The 17,625-nt window shown below is 72.6% G+C and carries 19 protein-coding genes and 2 tRNA genes; 7 read left to right on the forward strand and 14 right to left on the reverse strand.

The genetic code is table 11. From position 1 onward, the window contains the following. Positions 1-13: 13 nt before the first annotated feature. The 3 genes from MUK52_RS15980 (at position 14) to pknB (ending at position 5,154) form a co-directional block, all read left to right on the forward strand. Positions 14-1,438 carry an FtsW/RodA/SpoVE family cell cycle protein gene (locus MUK52_RS15980; protein WP_114053281.1) on the forward strand — a complete coding sequence of 475 codons (1,425 nt, stop codon included), beginning with the start codon at positions 14-16 and terminating at the stop codon, positions 1,436-1,438. Further along, entirely contained in the window at positions 1,435-2,901 is a 1,467-nt protein-coding gene (locus MUK52_RS15985; protein ID WP_284577266.1) for a peptidoglycan D,D-transpeptidase FtsI family protein, read from the forward strand. Before MUK52_RS15980 ends, MUK52_RS15985 begins: the two co-directional genes overlap by 4 nt. 237 nt (positions 2,902-3,138) lie before the next feature. Beyond that, positions 3,139-5,154, forward strand: coding sequence for a Stk1 family PASTA domain-containing Ser/Thr kinase (gene pknB, locus MUK52_RS15990; RefSeq protein WP_114053279.1), 2,016 nt, complete (start codon positions 3,139-3,141; stop codon positions 5,152-5,154). 80 nt (positions 5,155-5,234) lie between these two features. Here the strand turns inward: pknB and MUK52_RS15995 are convergent, their stop codons facing one another. The 5 genes from MUK52_RS15995 to MUK52_RS16015 form a co-directional block, all read right to left on the reverse strand. Further along, positions 5,235-5,948 carry a class E sortase gene (locus MUK52_RS15995; protein WP_114053278.1) on the reverse strand — a complete coding sequence of 238 codons (714 nt, stop codon included), beginning with the start codon at positions 5,946-5,948 and terminating at the stop codon, positions 5,235-5,237. Positions 5,949-5,985: 37 nt separating this feature from the next. Then, on the reverse strand, positions 5,986-6,798 hold the full coding sequence (locus MUK52_RS16000) for a class E sortase (protein WP_428985378.1): 813 nt from the start codon (positions 6,796-6,798) through the stop codon (positions 5,986-5,988). Next, positions 6,795-7,433, reverse strand: coding sequence for an aminodeoxychorismate/anthranilate synthase component II (locus tag MUK52_RS16005; RefSeq protein WP_284577268.1), 639 nt, complete (start codon positions 7,431-7,433; stop codon positions 6,795-6,797). Before MUK52_RS16005 ends, MUK52_RS16000 begins: the two co-directional genes overlap by 4 nt. Next, positions 7,430-7,606: a hypothetical protein gene (locus MUK52_RS16010; RefSeq protein WP_174250323.1), complete on the reverse strand. Its 177-nt coding sequence runs from the start codon at positions 7,604-7,606 to the stop codon at positions 7,430-7,432. The genes MUK52_RS16005 and MUK52_RS16010 overlap by 4 nt, the downstream gene beginning before the upstream one ends. Before the next feature lie 127 nt (positions 7,607-7,733). Then, on the reverse strand, positions 7,734-8,522 hold the full coding sequence (locus MUK52_RS16015) for a DUF881 domain-containing protein (protein ID WP_114053276.1): 789 nt from the start codon (positions 8,520-8,522) through the stop codon (positions 7,734-7,736). A gap of 90 nt (positions 8,523-8,612) precedes the next feature. Between MUK52_RS16015 and crgA the strand changes: the two genes are divergently transcribed. Next, positions 8,613-8,864, forward strand: coding sequence for a cell division protein CrgA (gene crgA / locus MUK52_RS16020; RefSeq protein ID WP_114053275.1), 252 nt, complete (start codon positions 8,613-8,615; stop codon positions 8,862-8,864). Between the two features lie 143 nt (positions 8,865-9,007). On the opposite strand, the gene MUK52_RS16025 is transcribed toward crgA, so the two are convergent. Together MUK52_RS16025 and MUK52_RS16030 are read right to left on the reverse strand one after the other, a co-directional pair. Further along, complete coding sequence (locus MUK52_RS16025; protein ID WP_284577272.1) at positions 9,008-9,883, reverse strand: rhomboid family intramembrane serine protease; 876 nt, start codon at positions 9,881-9,883, stop codon at positions 9,008-9,010. 94 nt (positions 9,884-9,977) lie between these two features. Continuing rightward, positions 9,978-10,505, reverse strand: a complete 528-nt coding sequence (locus tag MUK52_RS16030; RefSeq protein WP_114053273.1) for a peptidylprolyl isomerase — start codon at positions 10,503-10,505, stop codon at positions 9,978-9,980. A gap of 174 nt (positions 10,506-10,679) precedes the next feature. Between MUK52_RS16030 and MUK52_RS16035 the strand changes: the two genes are divergently transcribed. Continuing rightward, positions 10,680-11,357, forward strand: coding sequence for a DUF5324 family protein (locus MUK52_RS16035; RefSeq protein WP_114053272.1), 678 nt, complete (start codon positions 10,680-10,682; stop codon positions 11,355-11,357). Between the two features lie 70 nt (positions 11,358-11,427). Here the strand turns inward: MUK52_RS16035 and MUK52_RS16040 are convergent, their stop codons facing one another. The 3 genes from MUK52_RS16040 to MUK52_RS16050 all read right to left on the reverse strand — a co-directional run bounded on the left by MUK52_RS16040 (position 11,428) and on the right by MUK52_RS16050 (position 12,938). Next, on the reverse strand, positions 11,428-11,901 hold the full coding sequence (locus MUK52_RS16040) for a LysM peptidoglycan-binding domain-containing protein (protein WP_284577276.1): 474 nt from the start codon (positions 11,899-11,901) through the stop codon (positions 11,428-11,430). A gap of 125 nt (positions 11,902-12,026) precedes the next feature. After that, positions 12,027-12,749: a hypothetical protein gene (locus MUK52_RS16045; protein WP_284577278.1), complete on the reverse strand. Its 723-nt coding sequence runs from the start codon at positions 12,747-12,749 to the stop codon at positions 12,027-12,029. A gap of 116 nt (positions 12,750-12,865) precedes the next feature. Beyond that, positions 12,866-12,938 (reverse strand) — tRNA-Ala (locus tag MUK52_RS16050). Positions 12,939-13,100: 162 nt separating this feature from the next. On the opposite strand from MUK52_RS16050, the gene MUK52_RS16055 reads away from it, so the two are divergent. Both MUK52_RS16055 and MUK52_RS16060 read left to right on the forward strand, forming a co-directional pair. Further along, positions 13,101-13,649, forward strand: coding sequence for a helix-turn-helix domain-containing protein (locus MUK52_RS16055; RefSeq protein WP_114053269.1), 549 nt, complete (start codon positions 13,101-13,103; stop codon positions 13,647-13,649). Positions 13,650-13,693: 44 nt separating this feature from the next. After that, the gene (locus MUK52_RS16060; RefSeq protein WP_284577281.1) at positions 13,694-15,019 is read left to right on the forward strand and encodes a serine/threonine-protein kinase; all 1,326 of its coding nucleotides are present in this window, start codon (positions 13,694-13,696) and stop codon (positions 15,017-15,019) included. A gap of 46 nt (positions 15,020-15,065) precedes the next feature. On the opposite strand, the gene MUK52_RS16065 is transcribed toward MUK52_RS16060, so the two are convergent. The 4 genes from MUK52_RS16065 to MUK52_RS16080 all read right to left on the reverse strand — a co-directional run bounded on the left by MUK52_RS16065 (position 15,066) and on the right by MUK52_RS16080 (position 17,624). Next, positions 15,066-16,370 carry a hypothetical protein gene (locus MUK52_RS16065; RefSeq protein ID WP_284577283.1) on the reverse strand — a complete coding sequence of 435 codons (1,305 nt, stop codon included), beginning with the start codon at positions 16,368-16,370 and terminating at the stop codon, positions 15,066-15,068. A 123-nt stretch (positions 16,371-16,493) separates the two neighbouring features. Further along, positions 16,494-16,628 carry a DLW-39 family protein gene (locus MUK52_RS16070; RefSeq protein ID WP_208809277.1) on the reverse strand — a complete coding sequence of 45 codons (135 nt, stop codon included), beginning with the start codon at positions 16,626-16,628 and terminating at the stop codon, positions 16,494-16,496. A 147-nt stretch (positions 16,629-16,775) separates the two neighbouring features. Then, positions 16,776-16,849: transfer RNA gene (locus MUK52_RS16075), tRNA-Ile, on the reverse strand. Positions 16,850-16,919: 70 nt separating this feature from the next. Then, positions 16,920-17,624, reverse strand: a complete 705-nt coding sequence (locus tag MUK52_RS16080) for a DUF3566 domain-containing protein (protein ID WP_284577311.1) — start codon at positions 17,622-17,624, stop codon at positions 16,920-16,922. Position 17,625 lies beyond the last annotated feature (1 nt).

Raw genomic sequence — 17,625 nt, forward strand, 5'->3', positions numbered from 1 at the left:
GGCCTGCCACACCATGAGCGTTGTCACCAACACGACCACCATCGGTGCCATCGAGCTGCCGAGCCGGCGGAACACCGAGCTCATGCTGCTCGTGTTCGCCGTGGTCATCCCGATCTTCGCCTACGCCAACGTGGGGCTCGCGATCCACGGCGAGCTGCCCCCGGGCATGCTCGCCTACGGGGGCGGCCTCGCCGTCCTGGCAGGCCTCGCCCACTTCGTCGTACGCCGCTACGCCAAGTACGCCGACCCGCTGCTGCTGCCGATCGCCACCCTGCTCAACGGCCTCGGCTGCGTGCTGATCTGGCGGCTCGACCAGTCGGAGCGGCTCCAGAACCTGGCCAAGCGGAGCTTCGGCGCGTTCTCGGAGTCGGCGCCGCGCCAGATGATGTACACCGCGGTGGCCATCGCCCTGTTCGCGGCGGTGCTGATGCTCCTGAAGGACCACCGCACGCTCCAGCGGTTCACGTACATCTCGATGGCGGCCGCGCTCGTCCTGCTGATCCTGCCGGTCATCCCGGGCCTCGGCGCGGACGTCTTCGGCGCGAAGATCTGGATCAGCGTCGCCGGCTTCTCCATCCAGCCCGGCGAGTTCGCCAAGATCGTCATCGCGGTCTTCTTCGCCGGCTACCTCATGGTCAAGCGCGACGCCCTGGCCCTGGCCTCCCGCCGCTTCATGGGCCTGTACCTGCCGCGCGGCCGCGACCTCGGCCCGATCCTGATGATCTGGGCGATGAGCCTGCTCATCCTCGTCTTCGAGAACGACCTCGGCACCTCGCTGCTCTTCTTCGGCATGTTCGTGATCATGCTGTACGTGGCGACCGAGCGGACCAGCTGGATCGTGATCGGCCTGCTGATGAGCGTCGGCGGCGCCGTCGTCGTCGGCACCTTCGCCAGCCACGTCCAGGCCCGCGTCAACGCCTGGCTCGACCCCTTCGGCTGCTACACCACCTCGGGCGCCTGCGAGCAGGTCGGCCAGTCGATCATGAGCTTCGGCTCCGGCGGCGTCCTCGGCACCGGCTGGGGCCAGGGCAACTCGGACCTCATCGGCTTCGCCGCGAACTCCGACTTCATCTTCTCCACGGTCGGCGAGGAGCTCGGGCTCTCCGGTGTGATGGCCTTCCTCCTGCTCTACGGCCTGATCATCGAGCGCGGTGTGCGCACCGCGCTGGCCGCCCGCGACCCGTTCGGCAAGCTCTTCGCCATCGGCCTGTCCGGAGCCTTCTCGCTCCAGATCTTCGTGGTCGCAGGCGGCGTCATGGGACTCATCCCGCTGACCGGTATGACGATGCCCTTCCTCGCGTCCGGCGGTTCGTCCGTCCTCGCCAACTGGGCTCTGATCGGCATCCTCATCCGGATCAGCGACACCGCGCGCCGCCCCGCGCCCGCCCCCGCGCCGTCCCCCGACTCCGAGATGACCCAGGTGGTCCGCCCGTCATGAACAAGCCGCTGCGCCGCATCTCGATCTTCTGCGGACTGCTGGTCCTCGCCCTGCTCGTGCGCACGAACTGGCTGCAGTACGTGCAGGCCGAGGAGCTCAGCACCCGCAAGGAGAACCGCCGGGTCCAGATCGCCCAGTACGCGATCCAGCGCGGCAACATCATCGTCAAGGGCGGTCAGGCCATCACCGGCTCGACGGCCACCGACGGCAGCGACTACAAGTACAAGCGGACCTACGTCAACGGCGAGCTGTGGGCGCCGGTCACCGGCTACGCCTCGCAGGCCTTCGGGTCCACGCAGCTGGAGGCCCTGGAGGACAAGATCCTCACGGGCAACGACGACCGGCTGTTCTTCGACCGCACCATCGGCATGTTCACCGGCGAGAAGAAGGCCGGCGGCAACGTCGTCACCACGCTCATGCCGGACGTGCAGGAAGCCGCCTTCAAGGCGCTCGGCAACAACAAGGGCGCGGTCGCGGCCATCGACCCGCGCACCGGCGCGATCCTGGCCCTGGTCAGCACCCCGTCGTACGACCCCGGCAGCTTCGCGGGCAACTCCAAGGCGGACGAGAAGGCCTGGGTCGAGCTGAAGGACGGCGAGGACAAGAAGCTCGTCAACCGCGCCCTGCGCGAGACGTACCCGCCCGGCTCCACGTTCAAGGTCGTCACCGCGGCCGCCGCGCTGGAGCACGGCGTCGTGAAGGACGTCAACGAGCCGACGGACACCCCGGAGCCGTACATCCTGCCGGGCACCCGGACCCCGATGGTCAACCACGCCCAGGGCTGCGAGAAGGCCAGCCTCCTCGCGGCGATGCGGGTCTCCTGCAACTCGGTCTTCGCCAACCTCGGCGACAAGGTCGGCCGCGACAACATGGTCGAGACGGCCGAGAAGTTCGGCTTCAACAACGACAAGATCGACACCCCGGTCCGCGCCTTCGCGAGCGTCTACGACAAGACGATGAACCGCGACGGCAACGCCCAGAGCTCCATCGGCCAGTTCAACACCGCGGCCACCCCGCTGCAGATGGCCATGGTGACCGCCGCCATCGCCAACGACGGCAAGCTGATGAAGCCGTACATGGTCGACCAGCTGACCGCGCCCAACCTCGACGTGGTCGAGAAGCACGAGCCGCAGGAGATGAGCCGCCCGCTCTCCGCCGCGAACGCGCAGAAGATCCAGCAGACGATGGTCGACGTCGTCGAGAACGGCACCGGAAAGCCCGCGAAGATCAAGGGCGTCACGGTCGGCGGCAAGACCGGCACCGCGCAGCACGGCGAGGGCAACAAGAAGCGCCCCTACGCCTGGTTCATCTCCTACGTCCAGAACCCGGACGGAACCTCCCCGGTCGCCGTCGCCGTCGTCATCGAGGACAGCAATGCCGACCGCGAGGACATCAGCGGCGGCGGCCTGGCCGCCCCGGTCGCCAAGGCCGTCATGGACGCGGTCCTGAAGAGCAAGATCTGACGGACGCGGTGCACCGGCGGACGGCACGGACAATGGAACGACCGCGGCGGGGCGCGAGGGCCGCCGCGGGGGACCGGACCGCCGGCGGCGCCGCCGGGCGAGCGCACTGTACCGGTCCGGTATCAGGCTGTGGCCGCCAACCGATCACCGACGATCGGCCGGTAGCCTTTGCGCGGACAGCACACCGCCGGACCACACACGGGTGCGGTCGGGACTGACGGAGAGGGCTGGAACGTTATGGAAGAGCCGCGTCGCCTCGGCGGCCGGTACGAGCTGAGCCACGTGCTCGGCCGCGGTGGCATGGCCGAGGTCTACCTCGCCCACGACACCCGGCTCGGCCGTACCGTCGCCGTCAAGACCCTGCGCGCCGACCTGGCCCGAGACCCGTCCTTCCAGGCCCGGTTCCGGCGCGAGGCCCAGTCGGCAGCCTCGCTCAACCACCCGGCGATCGTCGCGGTCTACGACACCGGCGAGGACTACGTCGACAACATCTCCATCCCGTACATCGTGATGGAGTACGTCGACGGCTCGACCCTGCGCGAGCTCCTGCACTCCGGCCGCAAGCTGCTGCCCGAGCGCACGCTGGAGATGACGATCGGCATCCTCCAGGCACTGGAGTACTCGCACCGCGCCGGCATCGTCCACCGCGACATCAAGCCCGCCAACGTCATGCTCACCCGGACCGGCCAGGTCAAGGTCATGGACTTCGGCATCGCCCGCGCCATGGGCGACTCGGGCATGACCATGACCCAGACCGCGGCCGTCATCGGCACCGCCCAGTACCTCTCCCCGGAGCAGGCCAAGGGCGAGCAGGTCGACGCGCGCTCCGACCTCTACTCCGCGGGCTGCCTGCTGTACGAGCTGCTGTGCGTGCGGCCCCCGTTCATCGGCGACTCGCCCGTGGCGGTCGCCTACCAGCACGTCCGCGAAGAGCCCCAGCCGCCGTCGAACTTCGACCCCGAGATCACGCCCGAGATGGACGCGATCGTGCTGAAGGCGCTCGTCAAGGACCCCGACTACCGCTACCAGTCGGCCGACGAGATGCGCGCCGACATCGAGGCCTGCCTGGAGGGCCAGCCGGTCGCCGCCGCCGCGACGATGGGCGCGGCCGGCTACGGCTACCCCGACCCGAACCACGCGTACGGTCCGCAGGGCTACGACCAGCCGACCACCGCCATGCGCCCGGCCGACGCCGGCCAGACGTCGATGATGCCGCCGATGCCCCCGGGCGGCGACGGCGGCTACTACCCGGACCAGGGCCCCGGCTACGACCAGGGGCACGGCCGCGGCCGGCAGCAGAAGAAGAGCCGGGCCTCGACCATCCTGCTGGTCACGGCGGGAATACTGGTGCTGGTCGGGGCGACCCTGATCGGCCGCTCCCTCTTCAGCGGCGGGGTCGACAACCGGCCCGCCGTGCCCAAGCTGGTCGGCCAGACCTTCGACGCGGCGCAGCGCAGCGCCGACAACGTCGGCCTCAAGGTGGAGAAGGCGGGCGACGAACCCTGTGCGGACCAGCCCAAGGGCAACGTCTGCAAGCAGGACCCGGCGCCCGACACCCGTGTCGACGAGGGCACCGTGGTCAAGCTGACGATCTCCGCGGGCGCTCCGCTCCAGTCCCTGCCCGACGTCCTCAACATGCCGTTCGAGGAGGCGGAGAAGGCGCTCAGGGACAAGAAGTTCCAGGTCGAGAAGAAGCTCCAGGAGTCCGAGCGGACCCCCGGCACCGTCCTGGAGCAGAGCCCGAAGCCCGGCGCGCAGGCCCAGCAGGGCTCGACGGTCACCCTGACGGTGGCGAAGGAGCCGGCGAAGTCCGAGATGCCGAACATCATGGGCAAGACCCGCGAGGAAGCGACCAAGCTGCTCAACGCCGCCAAGCTGAAGCTGGGCAGCACGACCGAGGTCGACTCGCCGGGCGCCGCGCCGAAGACCATCGTCCAGCAGCAGTACCCGGCCGGGGAGCAGCTGGCCCCGGGGACGACGGTCAACGTGCAGATCAGCAAAGGAGCACAGCCGACCCAGGTCCCGAACCTCGCCGGACGGACCCTCGAACAGGCCAAGCAAGAACTCGCGGCGCGGGGACTGACCTTCGGCCGGGTGCTGTCCGGTCCGACGGACGACAAGGCGCAGGTCGTCGGCTCCGACCCGAACGCCGGCTCGCCCGTCCAGACCGGCGCCACGGTGAACCTGTTCACCATGCCCGGCGGCAACCAGCAGGGCGGCGGCTTCTTCGGAGGCCTGACCGGCGGCCGCTGACCGGCACCCGGCCCCCGAAGAGGCCCGGCCCCCCCGCGGGAGGGCCGGGCCTCTTCCGTGCGCGCCGGCCGGCGGCCGCGTCAGCGCAGCTCGGCCGGCGGCGTCCGCTTCGCGTCGACCTTCTCGGTGCGCACCAGCTCGCCCCACACCACGTAGCGGTACTTCGAGGTGTAGACGGGGGTGCAGGTCGTCAGGGTGATGTAGCGGCCCGGGGCGGTCTTGCCCGACTCCTTGGGCACGGGGGAGATCACGTCGACGTTGTACTTGGAGGTCTGGCGCAGTTCCGCGAAGACCTTGTAGACGTACCAGGTGTCCCGCGTCTCGAAGACGATCGCGTCGCCCCTGCGGATCCTGTGGATGTCGTGGAACTTGGCGCCGTGCCCGTCGCGGTGCGCCGCCAGCGCGAAGTTCCCCGAGGCCTCCCAGGGCAGCGCCGACTTCACCGGCTCCGTGTAGTAGCCGGCGACGCCGTGGTTCAGCACCTCGGGCGACGTGCCCCGCTTGACGAGCACCTCGCCGCCGCCCATCGCCGGCACGTGCAGGAAGCCGGCGCCGCCCTGCGTGTCCAGCGCGCCGGGCTCGGCGGGGGCGCCGGCGGCGGGGGCGCTCAGCCACTGGCGGCGGATCTCGTCGCCGCGGGAGGAGGCCTGCCGGTCGGCGAGGACGTTGGTCCACCACAGCGAGTACGCCACGAACAGGCCGAGCACCAGGCCGACCGTGATCAGGAACTCGCCCAGCAGGCTCAGGAACCCGGCGAGCAGACTGCGGTTCCGGGGCGGCGCGGTAGGGGGCACTGCGGTTCGTCCTTCGGGCGGGAGAGCCGCTGCGGGCTCAGCGGGCGGCCAGCGCGGGCGGAGCGCCCTGGCCGCGGGGGCGTTCTTCGACCATCCTGCCCCATACGATCAGGCGGTAGGTGCTGGTGAACTCGGGCGTGCAGGTCGTCAGCGTGATGTACCGGCCCGGCGCCGTGAACCCGGAGCCCTTCGGCACCGGTTCGAGGACGGACACGTTGGTCGGCGGCGTCTGCGGCAGCACCGAGGCCATCTCGTACGTGTAGTACGCGTCCCGGGTCTCGACCACGATCGGGTCGCCCGGCACCAGCCGGTTGATGAAGCGGAACGGCTCGCCGTGGGTGTTGCGGTGGCCCGCCACCGCGAAGTTGCCCTGCTTGTCCGAGGGCATCGCCGTCTTCAGCGCCCCGTCCGCGTAGTGCCCGACCATGCCGCGGTCGAGCACCTTTGCCTTGCTGGTGCCCTCGGCCACGGGCACCTTCACGTCCAGTTTCGGGATGTGGAGGATCGCGAAGCCCTGGCCCGGCTCGAAGGCCGCCGGGGGCGGGGCGGCGTCCCCCTGCGGCAGCCGCTCCCAGGTCTGGCGCAGCGAGCCGGCGGCCCCGTCGGCCGTGCGCTGCGCGAGCACGTTGGTGTACCAGAGCTGGTAGGCGACAAACAGCAGCATCACCACTCCCGTGGTGATCAGCAGTTCGCCCGCCAGACGGCTCAGGACGACCACAGGGCCGCCCGAGGCGGGCCGCTTGCGCCGCCGCCCGCCCCCGCGCCTGCGGGCCCGTCTGGCGGCCTGCTGGGCGGCCCTGCGCCGCGCGGCCCGGCCCTCTGCGGGGGCGGACGGCGCGAGCGAGGTCACGCGACGGCCTTGCCCACCACCGGGGCCAGCCCCGCCGAGCGCTCGACGGCGCCCTCGTCGCCGCAGCGGACGAGCCAGTTGGCGAGCATCCGGTGGCCCCACTCGGTGAGCACCGACTCGGGGTGGAACTGGACGCCCTCGACATCGTGCTCGCGGTGCCGCAAACCCATGATGATCCCGTCCTCGGTCCGCGCGGTGACCTCCAGCGCGTCCGGCAGGGTCTGCGGCTCGGCCGCCAGCGAGTGGTAGCGGGTCGCGGTGAAGGGCGAGGGGAGCCCGCGGAAGACCCCGAGCCCCTCGTGGACCACCGGGGAGGTCTTGCCGTGCAGCAGCTCGGGCGCGCGGCCGACGACGCCGCCGTACGCGACGGCCATGGACTGCATGCCGAGGCAGACGCCGAAGACGGGGACGCCGGCGGCGGCGCAGTGGCGGACCATGTCGACGCAGACGCCCGCCTCCTCGGGAGTGCCCGGCCCCGGGGAGAGGAGCACGCCGTCGAAGCCGTCCTGGGCGTGGGCGGGGGCGACCTCGTCGTTGCGCAGCACCTCGCACTCGGCGCCGAGCTGGTACAGGTACTGGACCAGGTTGAAGACAAAGCTGTCGTAGTTGTCCACGACCAGAATGCGCGCGCTCACGGAGTGGCTCCCGATCCCTCGTCCACCGTTACGTCGTTGAACGGAAGGAGCGGCTCGGCCCACGGGAAGACGTACTGGAACAGCACGTAGACCACGCCGAGGACGAGTACGAGGGAGATCAGCGCGCGCACCCACGCGTTGCCCGGCAGGTGCCGCCAGATCCAGCCGTACATCCCGTCCGCGTCCCTTTCGCTCTCGCACCGCGTGGGCGGTACGCACACAGGGTAAAGCCAGCGGGGCTCCGGGGAGGGCCGCCTGCCCGAACCCCGGACGGGACCGGCGGGGCGGTCCCCCGGCGGGTCAGGGCGTGCCCGGCGCGGAGGGGCCGTCGGCCGGCTTGGCGTGGTGCAGGTCGACGGTGCCGGCGTAGCCGGGGAGCTTCAGCTCCTTGTGCTCGTCGACCTTCCAGCCGAGCCCGTACGCGGCGACGTACATCTGGTAGTTCTGCAGCGCCGGGGAGGCGGCGAGCGCCCGGCGCAGCGCGGCGGGGTCGCCGACGGCGCTCACCTTGTAGGGCGGCGAGTAGACGCGGCCCTGGAGGATCAGGGTGTTGCCGACGCAGCGCACCGCGCTGGTGGAGATCAGCCGCTGGTCCATGACCTGGATGCCCTGGGCGCCGCCCTGCCACAGGGCGTTCACGACGGCCTGGAGGTCCTGCTGGTGGATGACCAGGTCGTTGGGCTGCGGCTCGGGGATGTTCGGGATGCGGGCGGTGGCGTTCGGCGGGGCGTCGTTGAGGGTGACGGTGAGGCCCTTGCCGGCCAGCGGCTCCAGGCCTGCGGTGGCGCGCAGGGCGGCCAGCCTGGCGTCCTCGGCGCGGGTGCTGCCGTCGTCGCGGTCGGCGAGGGCCTCGACGCGGCCGCGGGCGGCCGCGGTGGACTGCTCCAGCAGCGCGTTGTTCTGGCTGCGCTCGTGGATGAGGTCGGTGAGCCGCAGGAGCGAGGCGTCCGTGCGGATGTTCGTACCCTTGGAGGTGTTGAAGCTGGTGACGAAGAGCAGCCCCGCCAGGGCGAAGACGGCGGCCGTGAGCAGCCGGACCGCCCGGAACCGGCGACGGGGACCCGCGGAGGAGTCGGCGGAATCGCTCAACGTACCCTTCTCCTTCAACGCCACAGGTCCACTACGCTAACGGACGCCCGGGGCAGGCAGGTCCCCAGCGCATCGACAGGAGAGCCCCTCGTGCCGAAGTCACGTATCCGCAAGAAGGACGAGTTCACCCCGCCGCCCGTGAAGGCGCAGCCGATCAAGCTGACGAACCGGAGCTGGGTCGCCCCGGTCATGCTGGCGTTCTTCCTGATCGGCCTCGCCTGGATCGTCGTCTTCTACGTGAGCGAGACCCAGCTGCCGATCGAATCCCTCGGCAACTGGAACATCGTGGTCGGATTCGGGTTCATCGCGGCCGGATTCGGCGTCTCCACGCAGTGGAAGTAGGCAGGTCGCGGGGCCCGGGCGGCTGAGCACACCGGCCGCCCGGCCCGCAAGTTCTCCCCATGAGTTATCCACAGCGTCATCCACACCTGAGGAAAAGACAGAAGATCTGTGGATAACCTTGTGGAGGGTTGACGCCGGTGTGATCAGGTGAGTGCCGCCGTCCGGACCAGCACCACCGCCGTGACCAGCAGGAACACCACCGCGCAGGCACCCCACTGGATGAGCGGCCGCTTTCCCCCGGCAGCGGGCCGGATCATGGCCGCCCCGAGCAGCAGGCCCGTGACCAGGCCTCCCACGTGCGCCTGCCAGGACACCTCCAGCCCGCCCCCGTACGGCGCGAAGGTCAGCACCAGCATCAGCGCGAGCATGACCACGACCGGGCGCATCTCCTGGCGCGTGCGCCGCACCAGCACCACCGTCGCCCCCAGCAGCCCGAACACCGCGCCCGAGGCGCCGAGCGTCGGCGTGTTCGGCGGCGTCAGCAGGTACACCACGGCGCTCCCGCCCAGCCCGGACAGCAGGTAGAGGGCGAGGAAGCGGGCCCGGCCGAGCACGGCCTCCAGCGGGCTGCCGAGGAACCACAGGGCGAGCATGTTGCCCGCGATGTGCCACCACTCCACGTGCAGGAACACCGAGGTCAGCAGCCGGTGGTACTCCCCGGTGGCCACGCCCTGCACGGGAGCGCCCCAGAACTGCACGTACAGCCCGAGCAGCTCCAGCTGCACGGCCAGGCCGGGCACGGCCAGGGCGGCGAGGAACACGGCGGCGTTCAGCCCGATGAGGACCTTGGTGACGAGGTGGGGGTCGGACTCGACCCGGCCCCCCGCCAGCGTCCGCGGGGCGTTCGCCGCCGGCCGGTGCCCCGTACCGGAGCCGCCGCGGACGCAGTCGGGGCACTGGAAGCCGACGGCTGCGCTGATCATGCAGTCCGGGCAGATGGGCCGCTCGCAGCGGGTGCAGCGGATGGCCGTGTCGCGGTCCGGGTGGCGGTAGCAGCCCGGCAGACGGTCGGTGTCCATCGGTCCCCTCGATCAGCGGCGGGGCACGGCGCGCCCCGCCGGTCCGGTATGCCCTCAGGACGGACGGGCGGGGCGGAAGGTTCCCGGCCCGGCGTCAGCGCCGCTCGACCGCCACGGACTGGATGACGACGTCCTCCAGCGGCCGCTCGGTCCGGGGGTTCGTCGGCAGCCCGGCGATGGCGTCGACGACCTTCCGGCCGGCCGCGCCCGTCACCTCCCCGAAGATGGTGTGCTTGCGCGTCAGCCACGCGGTGGGGGCGACGGTGATGAAGAACTGCGAGCCGTTGGTGCCCGGCCCCGCGTTGGCCATGGCCAGCAGGTACGGCTTGGTGAAGGCCAGGTCGGGGTGGAACTCGTCGGCGAACTGGTAGCCGGGGCCGCCGGTGCCGTTCCCCAGCGGGTCGCCGCCCTGGATCATGAAGCCGCTGATGACCCGGTGGAAGACGGTGCCGTCGTACAGCGGGTCCGTCGTCTTCTGGCCGTCGGTGGGGCGGGTCCACTCGCGCGCGCCGGTGGCCAGCTCCACGAAGTTCCGCACGGTCTTCGGGGCGAAGTTCTCCAGCAGCTCGACCTCGATGTCGCCGTGGTTGGTCTTCAGGGTGGCGTAGAGCTTGTCGGCCACGGGTCCGCCTTCCTAGTCGGCACTGTCGGTTCCCGATCCTCCCACGGAGGGCGGTACGGAGCGGAAATCGCCCACCCGGATGCCCTGTCGTGCATGCCGCCCGCCCCCAACCCAGGCATGATCCGACAAAGGGTGGAAAGGTGAACTGTGTCCGCCACCGATGAGGAGGATCACGTGACCCGCAAGGACAGCGTGCGCCTGTGCGCCGACAGCGCCCGGGACACCATGAGGCACGCAGCGGAAGTGGTGGCGCCGTACGCAGAGACCGCCAAGGAGGCGGCGGTCCACTACGCGCACGAGGCGAACGACCGGCTCGCGCCGCTGGTGGCCCAGACGGCCCACCAGGCCTCGCGGCAGGCGCGCACGGCGTACGAGTGCCATCTGCACCCGCGGCTGAAGGCCGCGCGCACGCATGTGCCGCCGAACGTCGACCGGGCCGCCGTCCAGGCCGTGCACGAGACGCGCCGCGCCGCCCGGCAGGCCGCCGACTACGCGGGCCCGCGGCTGGAGCACGCCATCGCGGCGGGCCGCCCCGTGGCCGAGGAGGCCGCCTCCCGGTCCGTGGCGGCGATCGCCGCGCTGCGCGGCCAGGTGTCGGCGCAGGAGGTGCAGCGGCTGATCAGGCGCCACGAGCGACGGGCCCGCGCCGGGCACGTCCTCAAGGGCCTCGCGGTGGCCGCGGCCGTGGCCGGCGCCGCGTACGCCGCATGGCGCTGGTGGGACCGCCAGTCGAGCCCCGACTGGCTGGTCGAGCCGCCCGCCGCGACCGAGCTGTCCTCCCGCCGGGACGCCCCGGCGAGCTTCGACGACGAGCTCGCCGAGAAGGAGCGCGAGGCGACCGAGGAGGAGTGAGCAGTTCCGCAGGCCGAACCGCGCGGGGCCCGGATCCGGTGGATCCGGGCCCCGCGCGTTCCCCGAAGGCTCAGCCCGGCAGGGTGAGCACCTGGCCGGGGTGGACCTGGTGCGGGTCGGTGCCGATGACCCCGCGGTTCACGGCGTACAGCTCCCGCCAGCGGGCCTCGTTCCCCAGCTCCCGGCGGGCGATCAGCATCAGCGTGTCGCCCTTGCGGACCGTGTACGTGCGCCTGGCGGCCCCCGCCCCGGCCCCGGGCACGGGCGCGTCGGGGGCCGCCGGGACGGCCTTGTGCGCGGCCGAGGACGGCGTCGGCGTGTGCGGCGGCCGGCCCGCCGCGGCGGGGCGGCGCGGGGCCGCGGCCCTCGGCGGGCCGGGGGCGGCCTTGGGCGGGGCCGCCGCGGCCATCCGCTCGGCGGCGGCGCGCGTCGCGTTGACCGCGTCGGTGTAGGTCGCCGCGTAGTCGGCGGAGGCCTGCCCGGCGGCCTTCCGGGCAGCGGCCTGTTTCCTCTTCTCGGATCTCAGGAAGTCGAAGAGTCCCATGTCATGCGCCTCCGGCGTGGTCTCGCCCCCCGGCTCGGTGCCTGCTGTCCCACTGTCCGCCAGGTCGCTCCCGCGGGCCCCGCGGCCGACCCGTCCGGGGGACGTCCGGCGCCCCGGAACAGCGGCTACCGGAGCCCGGAGATGTCCACCGACTGCTCCGGCGGCGGCGTGCGGGCCGGCACCGGGGCGCCGTAGTCGAGGAAGTCGGCCCGCGCGCTCCGCCCGTCCTCGCGGCCTTCGAGGCGCAGCAGGCGGGGCTCGCCCTCGGTCGCCACGTAGAAGGTGACCGTGTCGCCGCCGCGGGTGGCGGTGACGGTGACCGCCGGGCTGCCGCCGACGGTCGCGCGGCCGCCCTTGCTCAGGTCCCCGGTGGCCAGGTGCGAGGCGTAGGCCCGCTGGAAGTCCTTCAGGTCGCAGACGTCGGTGAGCTTGCGCAGCAGGGCGTCGCCGGACGTGCCGTGCAGCCAGCGGTCGCCGATCAGGGCGGCGGCGCCGTCCGCGGCGGGCGCGGGGACCTGCGACCGGAGGAAGGCCCCGTCCGGCTTCACCCAGATGTCCTGGCCCCGCTTGACGATCTCGGCGCGGCCGCCGCCGCGCGGCAGGGACACCGACCCGGCGCAGTTGCCGTCCACGTCGAAGCGGAGGTCGAGGGCGGCCTCCCCCTCCTCCCCGGCGGCGTGCGCCACCATGTGCACGGAGCGCGCCTCCGCCAGCTCCGTCCGGGCCTTGTCGACGATCGCGCGGGCGCTCTCGTCCTCGATGCCGTTGCCGGCCGGGGCGAGGCCCGTCAGCAGCGCGGCCGAGCAGCCGGCGGCCAGTACGGCGGCCGCCTTGCGGAACCGGGCCATCTCGTCACCTCCGCAGGGGAACGCCCCCCGCCCAGCGTAGGCCCGCGAGCATGGCCGCGCACATGCAAAAAAGGCCCCTGGCCTGCATGTTCGCAGGCCAGGGGCCTCTCTTCCGGTGGAGCTTAGGAGATTCGAACTCCTGACATCTGCCTTGCAAAGGCAGCGCTCTACCAACTGAGCTAAAGCCCCGGAACGCGGACGCGACCATCCCCCGGCAGAGGAGTGGCCGTTCCGCACAACAGAGTACCGGGTTCTCGGCCGCATCCCGCAAAATGATAGGGACTCCCCTCGCGCGACCACTCTCCGTAAGATGCTCGGCGAGGTTCGCACCAGCGAAGGGGAGTAGGAAGAGTGGATGCAGTTCAGCAAGAGGCCACGGCCAGAGCCAGGGAACTCCAGCGCAGCTGGTACGGCGAGCCCCTCGGTGCCCTCTTCCGCCGGCTCATAGACGACCTCGGGCTGAACCAGGCCCGCCTCGCCGCCGTCCTCGGCCTGTCGGCACCCATGCTGTCCCAGCTGATGAGCGGCCAGCGCGCCAAGATCGGCAACCCCGCGGTGGTGCAGCGGGTGCAGGCGCTCCAGGACCTCGCGGCCCAGGTCTCGGACGGCAGCGTCAGCGCCGCCGAGGCCACCGACCGCATGGACGAGATCAAGCGGACCCAGGGCGGCTCCGTCCTCAGCAGCAGCACCCAGAACAGCACCGGTTCGGGCGCCCCGACGGTCAAGCGCGTCGTCCGCGAGATCCAGTCCCTGCTGCGGTCGGTCTCCGCAGCCGGCGACATACTCGACGCCGCGAACAGCCTCGCGCCCAGCCACCCGGAGCTCGCCGAGTTCCTCCGGGTGTACGGCGCCGGCCGCACGGCGGACGCCGTCGCGCACTACGAGGCGCACCAGAACTGACGCCGCCGGGCGCGGACGGACACCACAACGGGGGATGCACAGCCATGGGTGAGGTCTTCGCCGGCCGGTACGAGCTGGTCGACCCGATCGGCCGCGGCGGCATGGGCGCCGTCTGGCGGGCCTGGGACCAGCGGCGGCGCCGGTACGTCGCCGCCAAGGTCCTCCAGCAGGGCGACGCCCACACCCTGCTGCGCTTCGTGCGCGAGCAGGCCCTGCGGATCGACCACCCGAACGTGCTGGCGCCGGCCAGCTGGGCGGCGGACGACGACAAGGTCCTCTTCACGATGGACCTGGTCGGGGGCGGCTCGCTCGCCCACCTGATCGGCGACTACGGGCCGCTGCCGCCGCGCTTCGTGTGCACGCTCCTCGACCAGCTCCTCGCGGGGCTGGCCGCGGTGCACGCGGAGGGCGTCGTCCACCGCGACATCAAGCCCGCCAACATCCTGCTGGAGGCGACCGGGACCGGCCGGCCGCACCTCCGGCTCTCCGACTTCGGCATCTCGATGCGCAAGGGCGAGCCCCGCCTCACCGAGACCGACTACGTGGTGGGCACCCCCGGCTACTTCGCGCCCGAGCAACTCCTCGGCGCCGAACCCGACTTCCCCGCGGACCTGTTCGCCGTCGGGCTCGTCGCGCTGTACCTGCTCCAGGGCGCCCGGCCCGACTCCCGCGCCCTGGTGGAGCACTTCCGCGCCCACGGCACCCCGGGCGCCCCCGAGGGCGTGCCCGCCCCGCTGTGGGACGTCGTCGCGAACCTCCTCCAGCCCGACCCGCAGAGCCGTTTCAAGACCGCCACGGGCGTCCGCAGGGCCCTTGCCGAGGCCGTGGAGCTGCTGCCGGCGGACCCGCCGGAAGCGGCCGACGTGGAGGTCTTCGACCAACTGGGCCCGCTGCCGCCGGGTTTCGGCCCGCAGGGCCCCGAGAGCGGCGCCGCGGGCGGCGGCCCGGACCCGCGGAAGGCGGCGGGGGCGGCGGCCGCGGCCGGCCCTGCGGCGGCTCCCTCGCCGCCGGGCGGTGTGCCGACGGCCGGCGCGGGGGCCGGCGAGCCGACGCGTACGGACCCGCGGGCGGCCGCGGCCGCACCGGCGTGGACACCCGCGGCGCAGCCGGCTCCCGCGCCCGCCCCGGCCGCCGCGGCGCCCGCGCACCCCGGCTCCTCCGCGACGGGCAGCTTCCACCTGGCCCCGCCGGCCCACCCCGTACCGCAGCCCGCCCGGCCGGAGCCGGCCGCGGTGGCGGCGGCGACCGCCCTGCCCGGGCCGGCCGGCCGCGGCCGCGTCGCCCCGCCGTCGAAGGCGGCCGCCGCGGCCCTCCTGGCGGCCGCGCTGCTGTGCTTCGCCGTCGGCGTGTGGGCGCTCACCCAGACGTGAGAAGGGGCCTGGGACAGGCCGTGGGCCGCGCCCGGTCGCGGGCCCGTCAGCCGGTGCGCCCGCGCCGGGCCAGCAGCAGCCAGCCGCCCAGGACGAGCAGCAGCAGCGTGCCGGTCCCGAAGCCGCCCGCCGCGACGGTGCCCATGGTCGCGCGCCGGTCCGCGGCCTGGGCCGCCTCCGGCTCCGTCAGTCCCTCCCGGGCCGCCGCGCGGTCCGCGTCGTCGACGCCGAAGCCGGACCGCGCCAGGCCCTCCGCGTACGGGGGCGGGGCCGCCGCCTTGCCCTGCACGGTCAGCCGCAGCGTCAGCGGCACGGGGACGGCGTCCTCGGTGAACTCGCCGACCTTCTCGCCGAGCGTGACCGCCAGGTAGTACCAGCCGGCGACCCGGGCCCCGCCCGCCCCGGAGCCCTTCGCGAACCGGTTCTCGTAGGCGACCGGCGCGGTGGGCGGGAGGGTGAGGCCCGCCTGCCTGCCGTCGTAGCCGGTGTCCTTGTCGTCGACCACGCTGCGGTAGGGCGTGTACAGGGTGACGCCGAGCCCGGTGGAGGCGGAGGCGAAGTCCTTCGTCAGTCTGGCCGCGGCCAGCTCGGCACCGACCGACAGCTGCTGCCCCCAGTCCAGCGGGACCCGGTAGAAGCGCGTCTGACCGGGCCTCAGGCCGTCCCGCCATACGCCCGTGCCCAGCGCGCGGGCGTCGTTGAAGCCGGTGCCGCCCTCGCGGGCCACCGGCTCGGACGCCGGCGGCTGCGGCGGGGTGGAAGGCCATCCGCTGGGGGCTGCTGCGGGGGCACTGCCGGTCTTCAGGCCGGGTTCGCGCGAGACGGTGAGCTCCACGGGCCACGGGGACCGGTCGGAGTTCTTCGAGGCCTCCCGGGTGACCTTCACGTAGTAGACGCCGGCCTGCTGGCAGTCGCCGTCCTCCTGGAGGAGGCGCACGGCCGCGGCGCCGATGGGCCGGGCGCCCAGGCCGTAGCCGAAGGTCGTCCGGCCGGGGCTGCCCGGGCAGGAGCGGCCGGCGGTGGTCATCAGCGAGACCTCCAGGCCGTCGCCGCCGGAGTCGATCCGGGCACCGGGCTTCGGCACCAGCACCGCGGAGACGTACACGCTGGAGGTGTCGTCGAGGTTCAGCCGGTAGAAGCGGCTGCCGGGGGCGAGGGTGTCGCCGTACACCGCGCCCGGCTCCAGGGCCGGGGCGTCGGCCGAGGACTCCGCGCCCTGCACCGGGCGCGCCCCGTCGGCCGTCCGGTACGCCGGCAGCGGCTCCCCGGCCGCGTACGCGGTGCCCGGCAGCCCCGCCGCCAGGCCCAGGGCCGCGGCCACCGCCGGCAGCGTCCTGCTCAGCCGCCCCATCACACCCACCCCCGCTTTTGCCGCAGCAACCACAATCTTTGCATAACGGAATAATTCGTCACAGAACAGCACGAAGCCCCGGCCGCAAGGGCAGCCGGGGCTTCGTGGATCGGCCTTCGGGTCTCACACGCCGGAACCGGAGGGCACGGAGTCGGTTGCCTCCGTCCACAGGTCCTGCTCGGCGCGGTCCGCCTGGATCTGGCGGTACACGAGGAGACCGCCGATGGCGGCCAGTGCGACCAGGAGCAGCTTCTTCACCGCGCGACCTCGTCTTTCGTCGTCGTTGGGGTACCTCTGGCCGCCAACAATACACACCGATCGATACCGTTCGGTGACCTGGGAGGCCCCGGACGGCCGAACGGCGAAGACCCCCGGGCCTTCCGGCCTGGGGGTCTTCGCCATATGTGGGGCTAACAGGATTTGAACCTGTGGCCTCATCCTTATCAGGGATGCGCTCTAACCAACTGAGCTATAGCCCCTCCGCGCTGCGCGCTGACTCCTGAAGATTAGCGCACAGACGCTGGAGTTCCCAAATCGCTGATCAGGGCCCTACTCGTCCTCGGCGAGCGTGAGCTCCACACCGCCGACGAAGCCCGCCGACAGGTTGTAGATGAACGCGCCGAGCGTCGCGAGCGCCGTCGCGAGCACGACGTCGATCACGGCGATGACCGAGGTGAAGACGAGCACCCGCGGCAGCGACATGAACGCCTGGAGGTCGAAGCCGTTGCTCTCGCTGGAGCCGGTCGCCTCGCTGATCGTGCTGCCCACGGTCGAGAAGACGCCCATGGCGTCCATGACCATCCACAGCACCGCCGCCGCGACGACCGTGCACACGCCGAGCGCGATCGACAGCAGGAAGCTGACCTTCATCACCGACCACGGGTCGGCCTTGGCCACCCGCAGCCGCGCCTTGCGCGTCCTCGGCGTCGTACGCACCCCCGGGCGCGGCGCGCGCTGCGAGGTGCCGCCCGGGGCGCTGCCGCGGGGCGCGCCGGCACCCGAGGGGGCCTCGTACGCCTGCGGCGGGTGGTACGGCTGGGGCTTCTGCTGCTGGGGCTTCTGCTGCGCCTGCGACTGCTTGCCGGCCTTCTCCTGCTTCGGCTGCGGCTTCGACTGGGATTTCGCACCGCGCGCGTCCGTCACGGTCGTCGCCCCGCCCTCGGCGTCCGCGGCCCCGGCCCGGGAGTCCGCGGCGGGGCCACGGGCACCGTCCTCCCCAGTCTTGGCCGGTCCGGCGCCCGTGGCTCCACTCACG

Source organism: Streptomyces sp. 2P-4 (genome assembly GCF_030167965.1).
Lineage (GTDB): Bacteria > Actinomycetota > Actinomycetes > Streptomycetales > Streptomycetaceae > Streptomyces > Streptomyces globosus_A.

Coding starts and splice junctions, on each gene's coding strand:
- pknB (WP_114053279.1), top strand. CDS start 3,139: ATGGAAGAGCCGCGTCGCCTCGGCGGCCGGTACGAGCTGAGCCACGTG.
- MUK52_RS16045 (WP_284577278.1), bottom strand. CDS start 12,749: ATGGCCCGGTTCCGCAAGGCGGCCGCCGTACTGGCCGCCGGCTGCTCG.
- MUK52_RS16065 (WP_284577283.1), bottom strand. CDS start 16,370: ATGGGGCGGCTGAGCAGGACGCTGCCGGCGGTGGCCGCGGCCCTGGGC.
- MUK52_RS16060 (WP_284577281.1), top strand. CDS start 13,694: ATGGGTGAGGTCTTCGCCGGCCGGTACGAGCTGGTCGACCCGATCGGC.
- MUK52_RS16040 (WP_284577276.1), bottom strand. CDS start 11,901: ATGGGACTCTTCGACTTCCTGAGATCCGAGAAGAGGAAACAGGCCGCT.
- MUK52_RS15985 (WP_284577266.1), top strand. CDS start 1,435: ATGAACAAGCCGCTGCGCCGCATCTCGATCTTCTGCGGACTGCTGGTC.
- MUK52_RS15980 (WP_114053281.1), top strand. CDS start 14: ATGAGCGTTGTCACCAACACGACCACCATCGGTGCCATCGAGCTGCCG.
- MUK52_RS16010 (WP_174250323.1), bottom strand. CDS start 7,606: ATGTACGGCTGGATCTGGCGGCACCTGCCGGGCAACGCGTGGGTGCGC.
- MUK52_RS16025 (WP_284577272.1), bottom strand. CDS start 9,883: ATGGACACCGACCGTCTGCCGGGCTGCTACCGCCACCCGGACCGCGAC.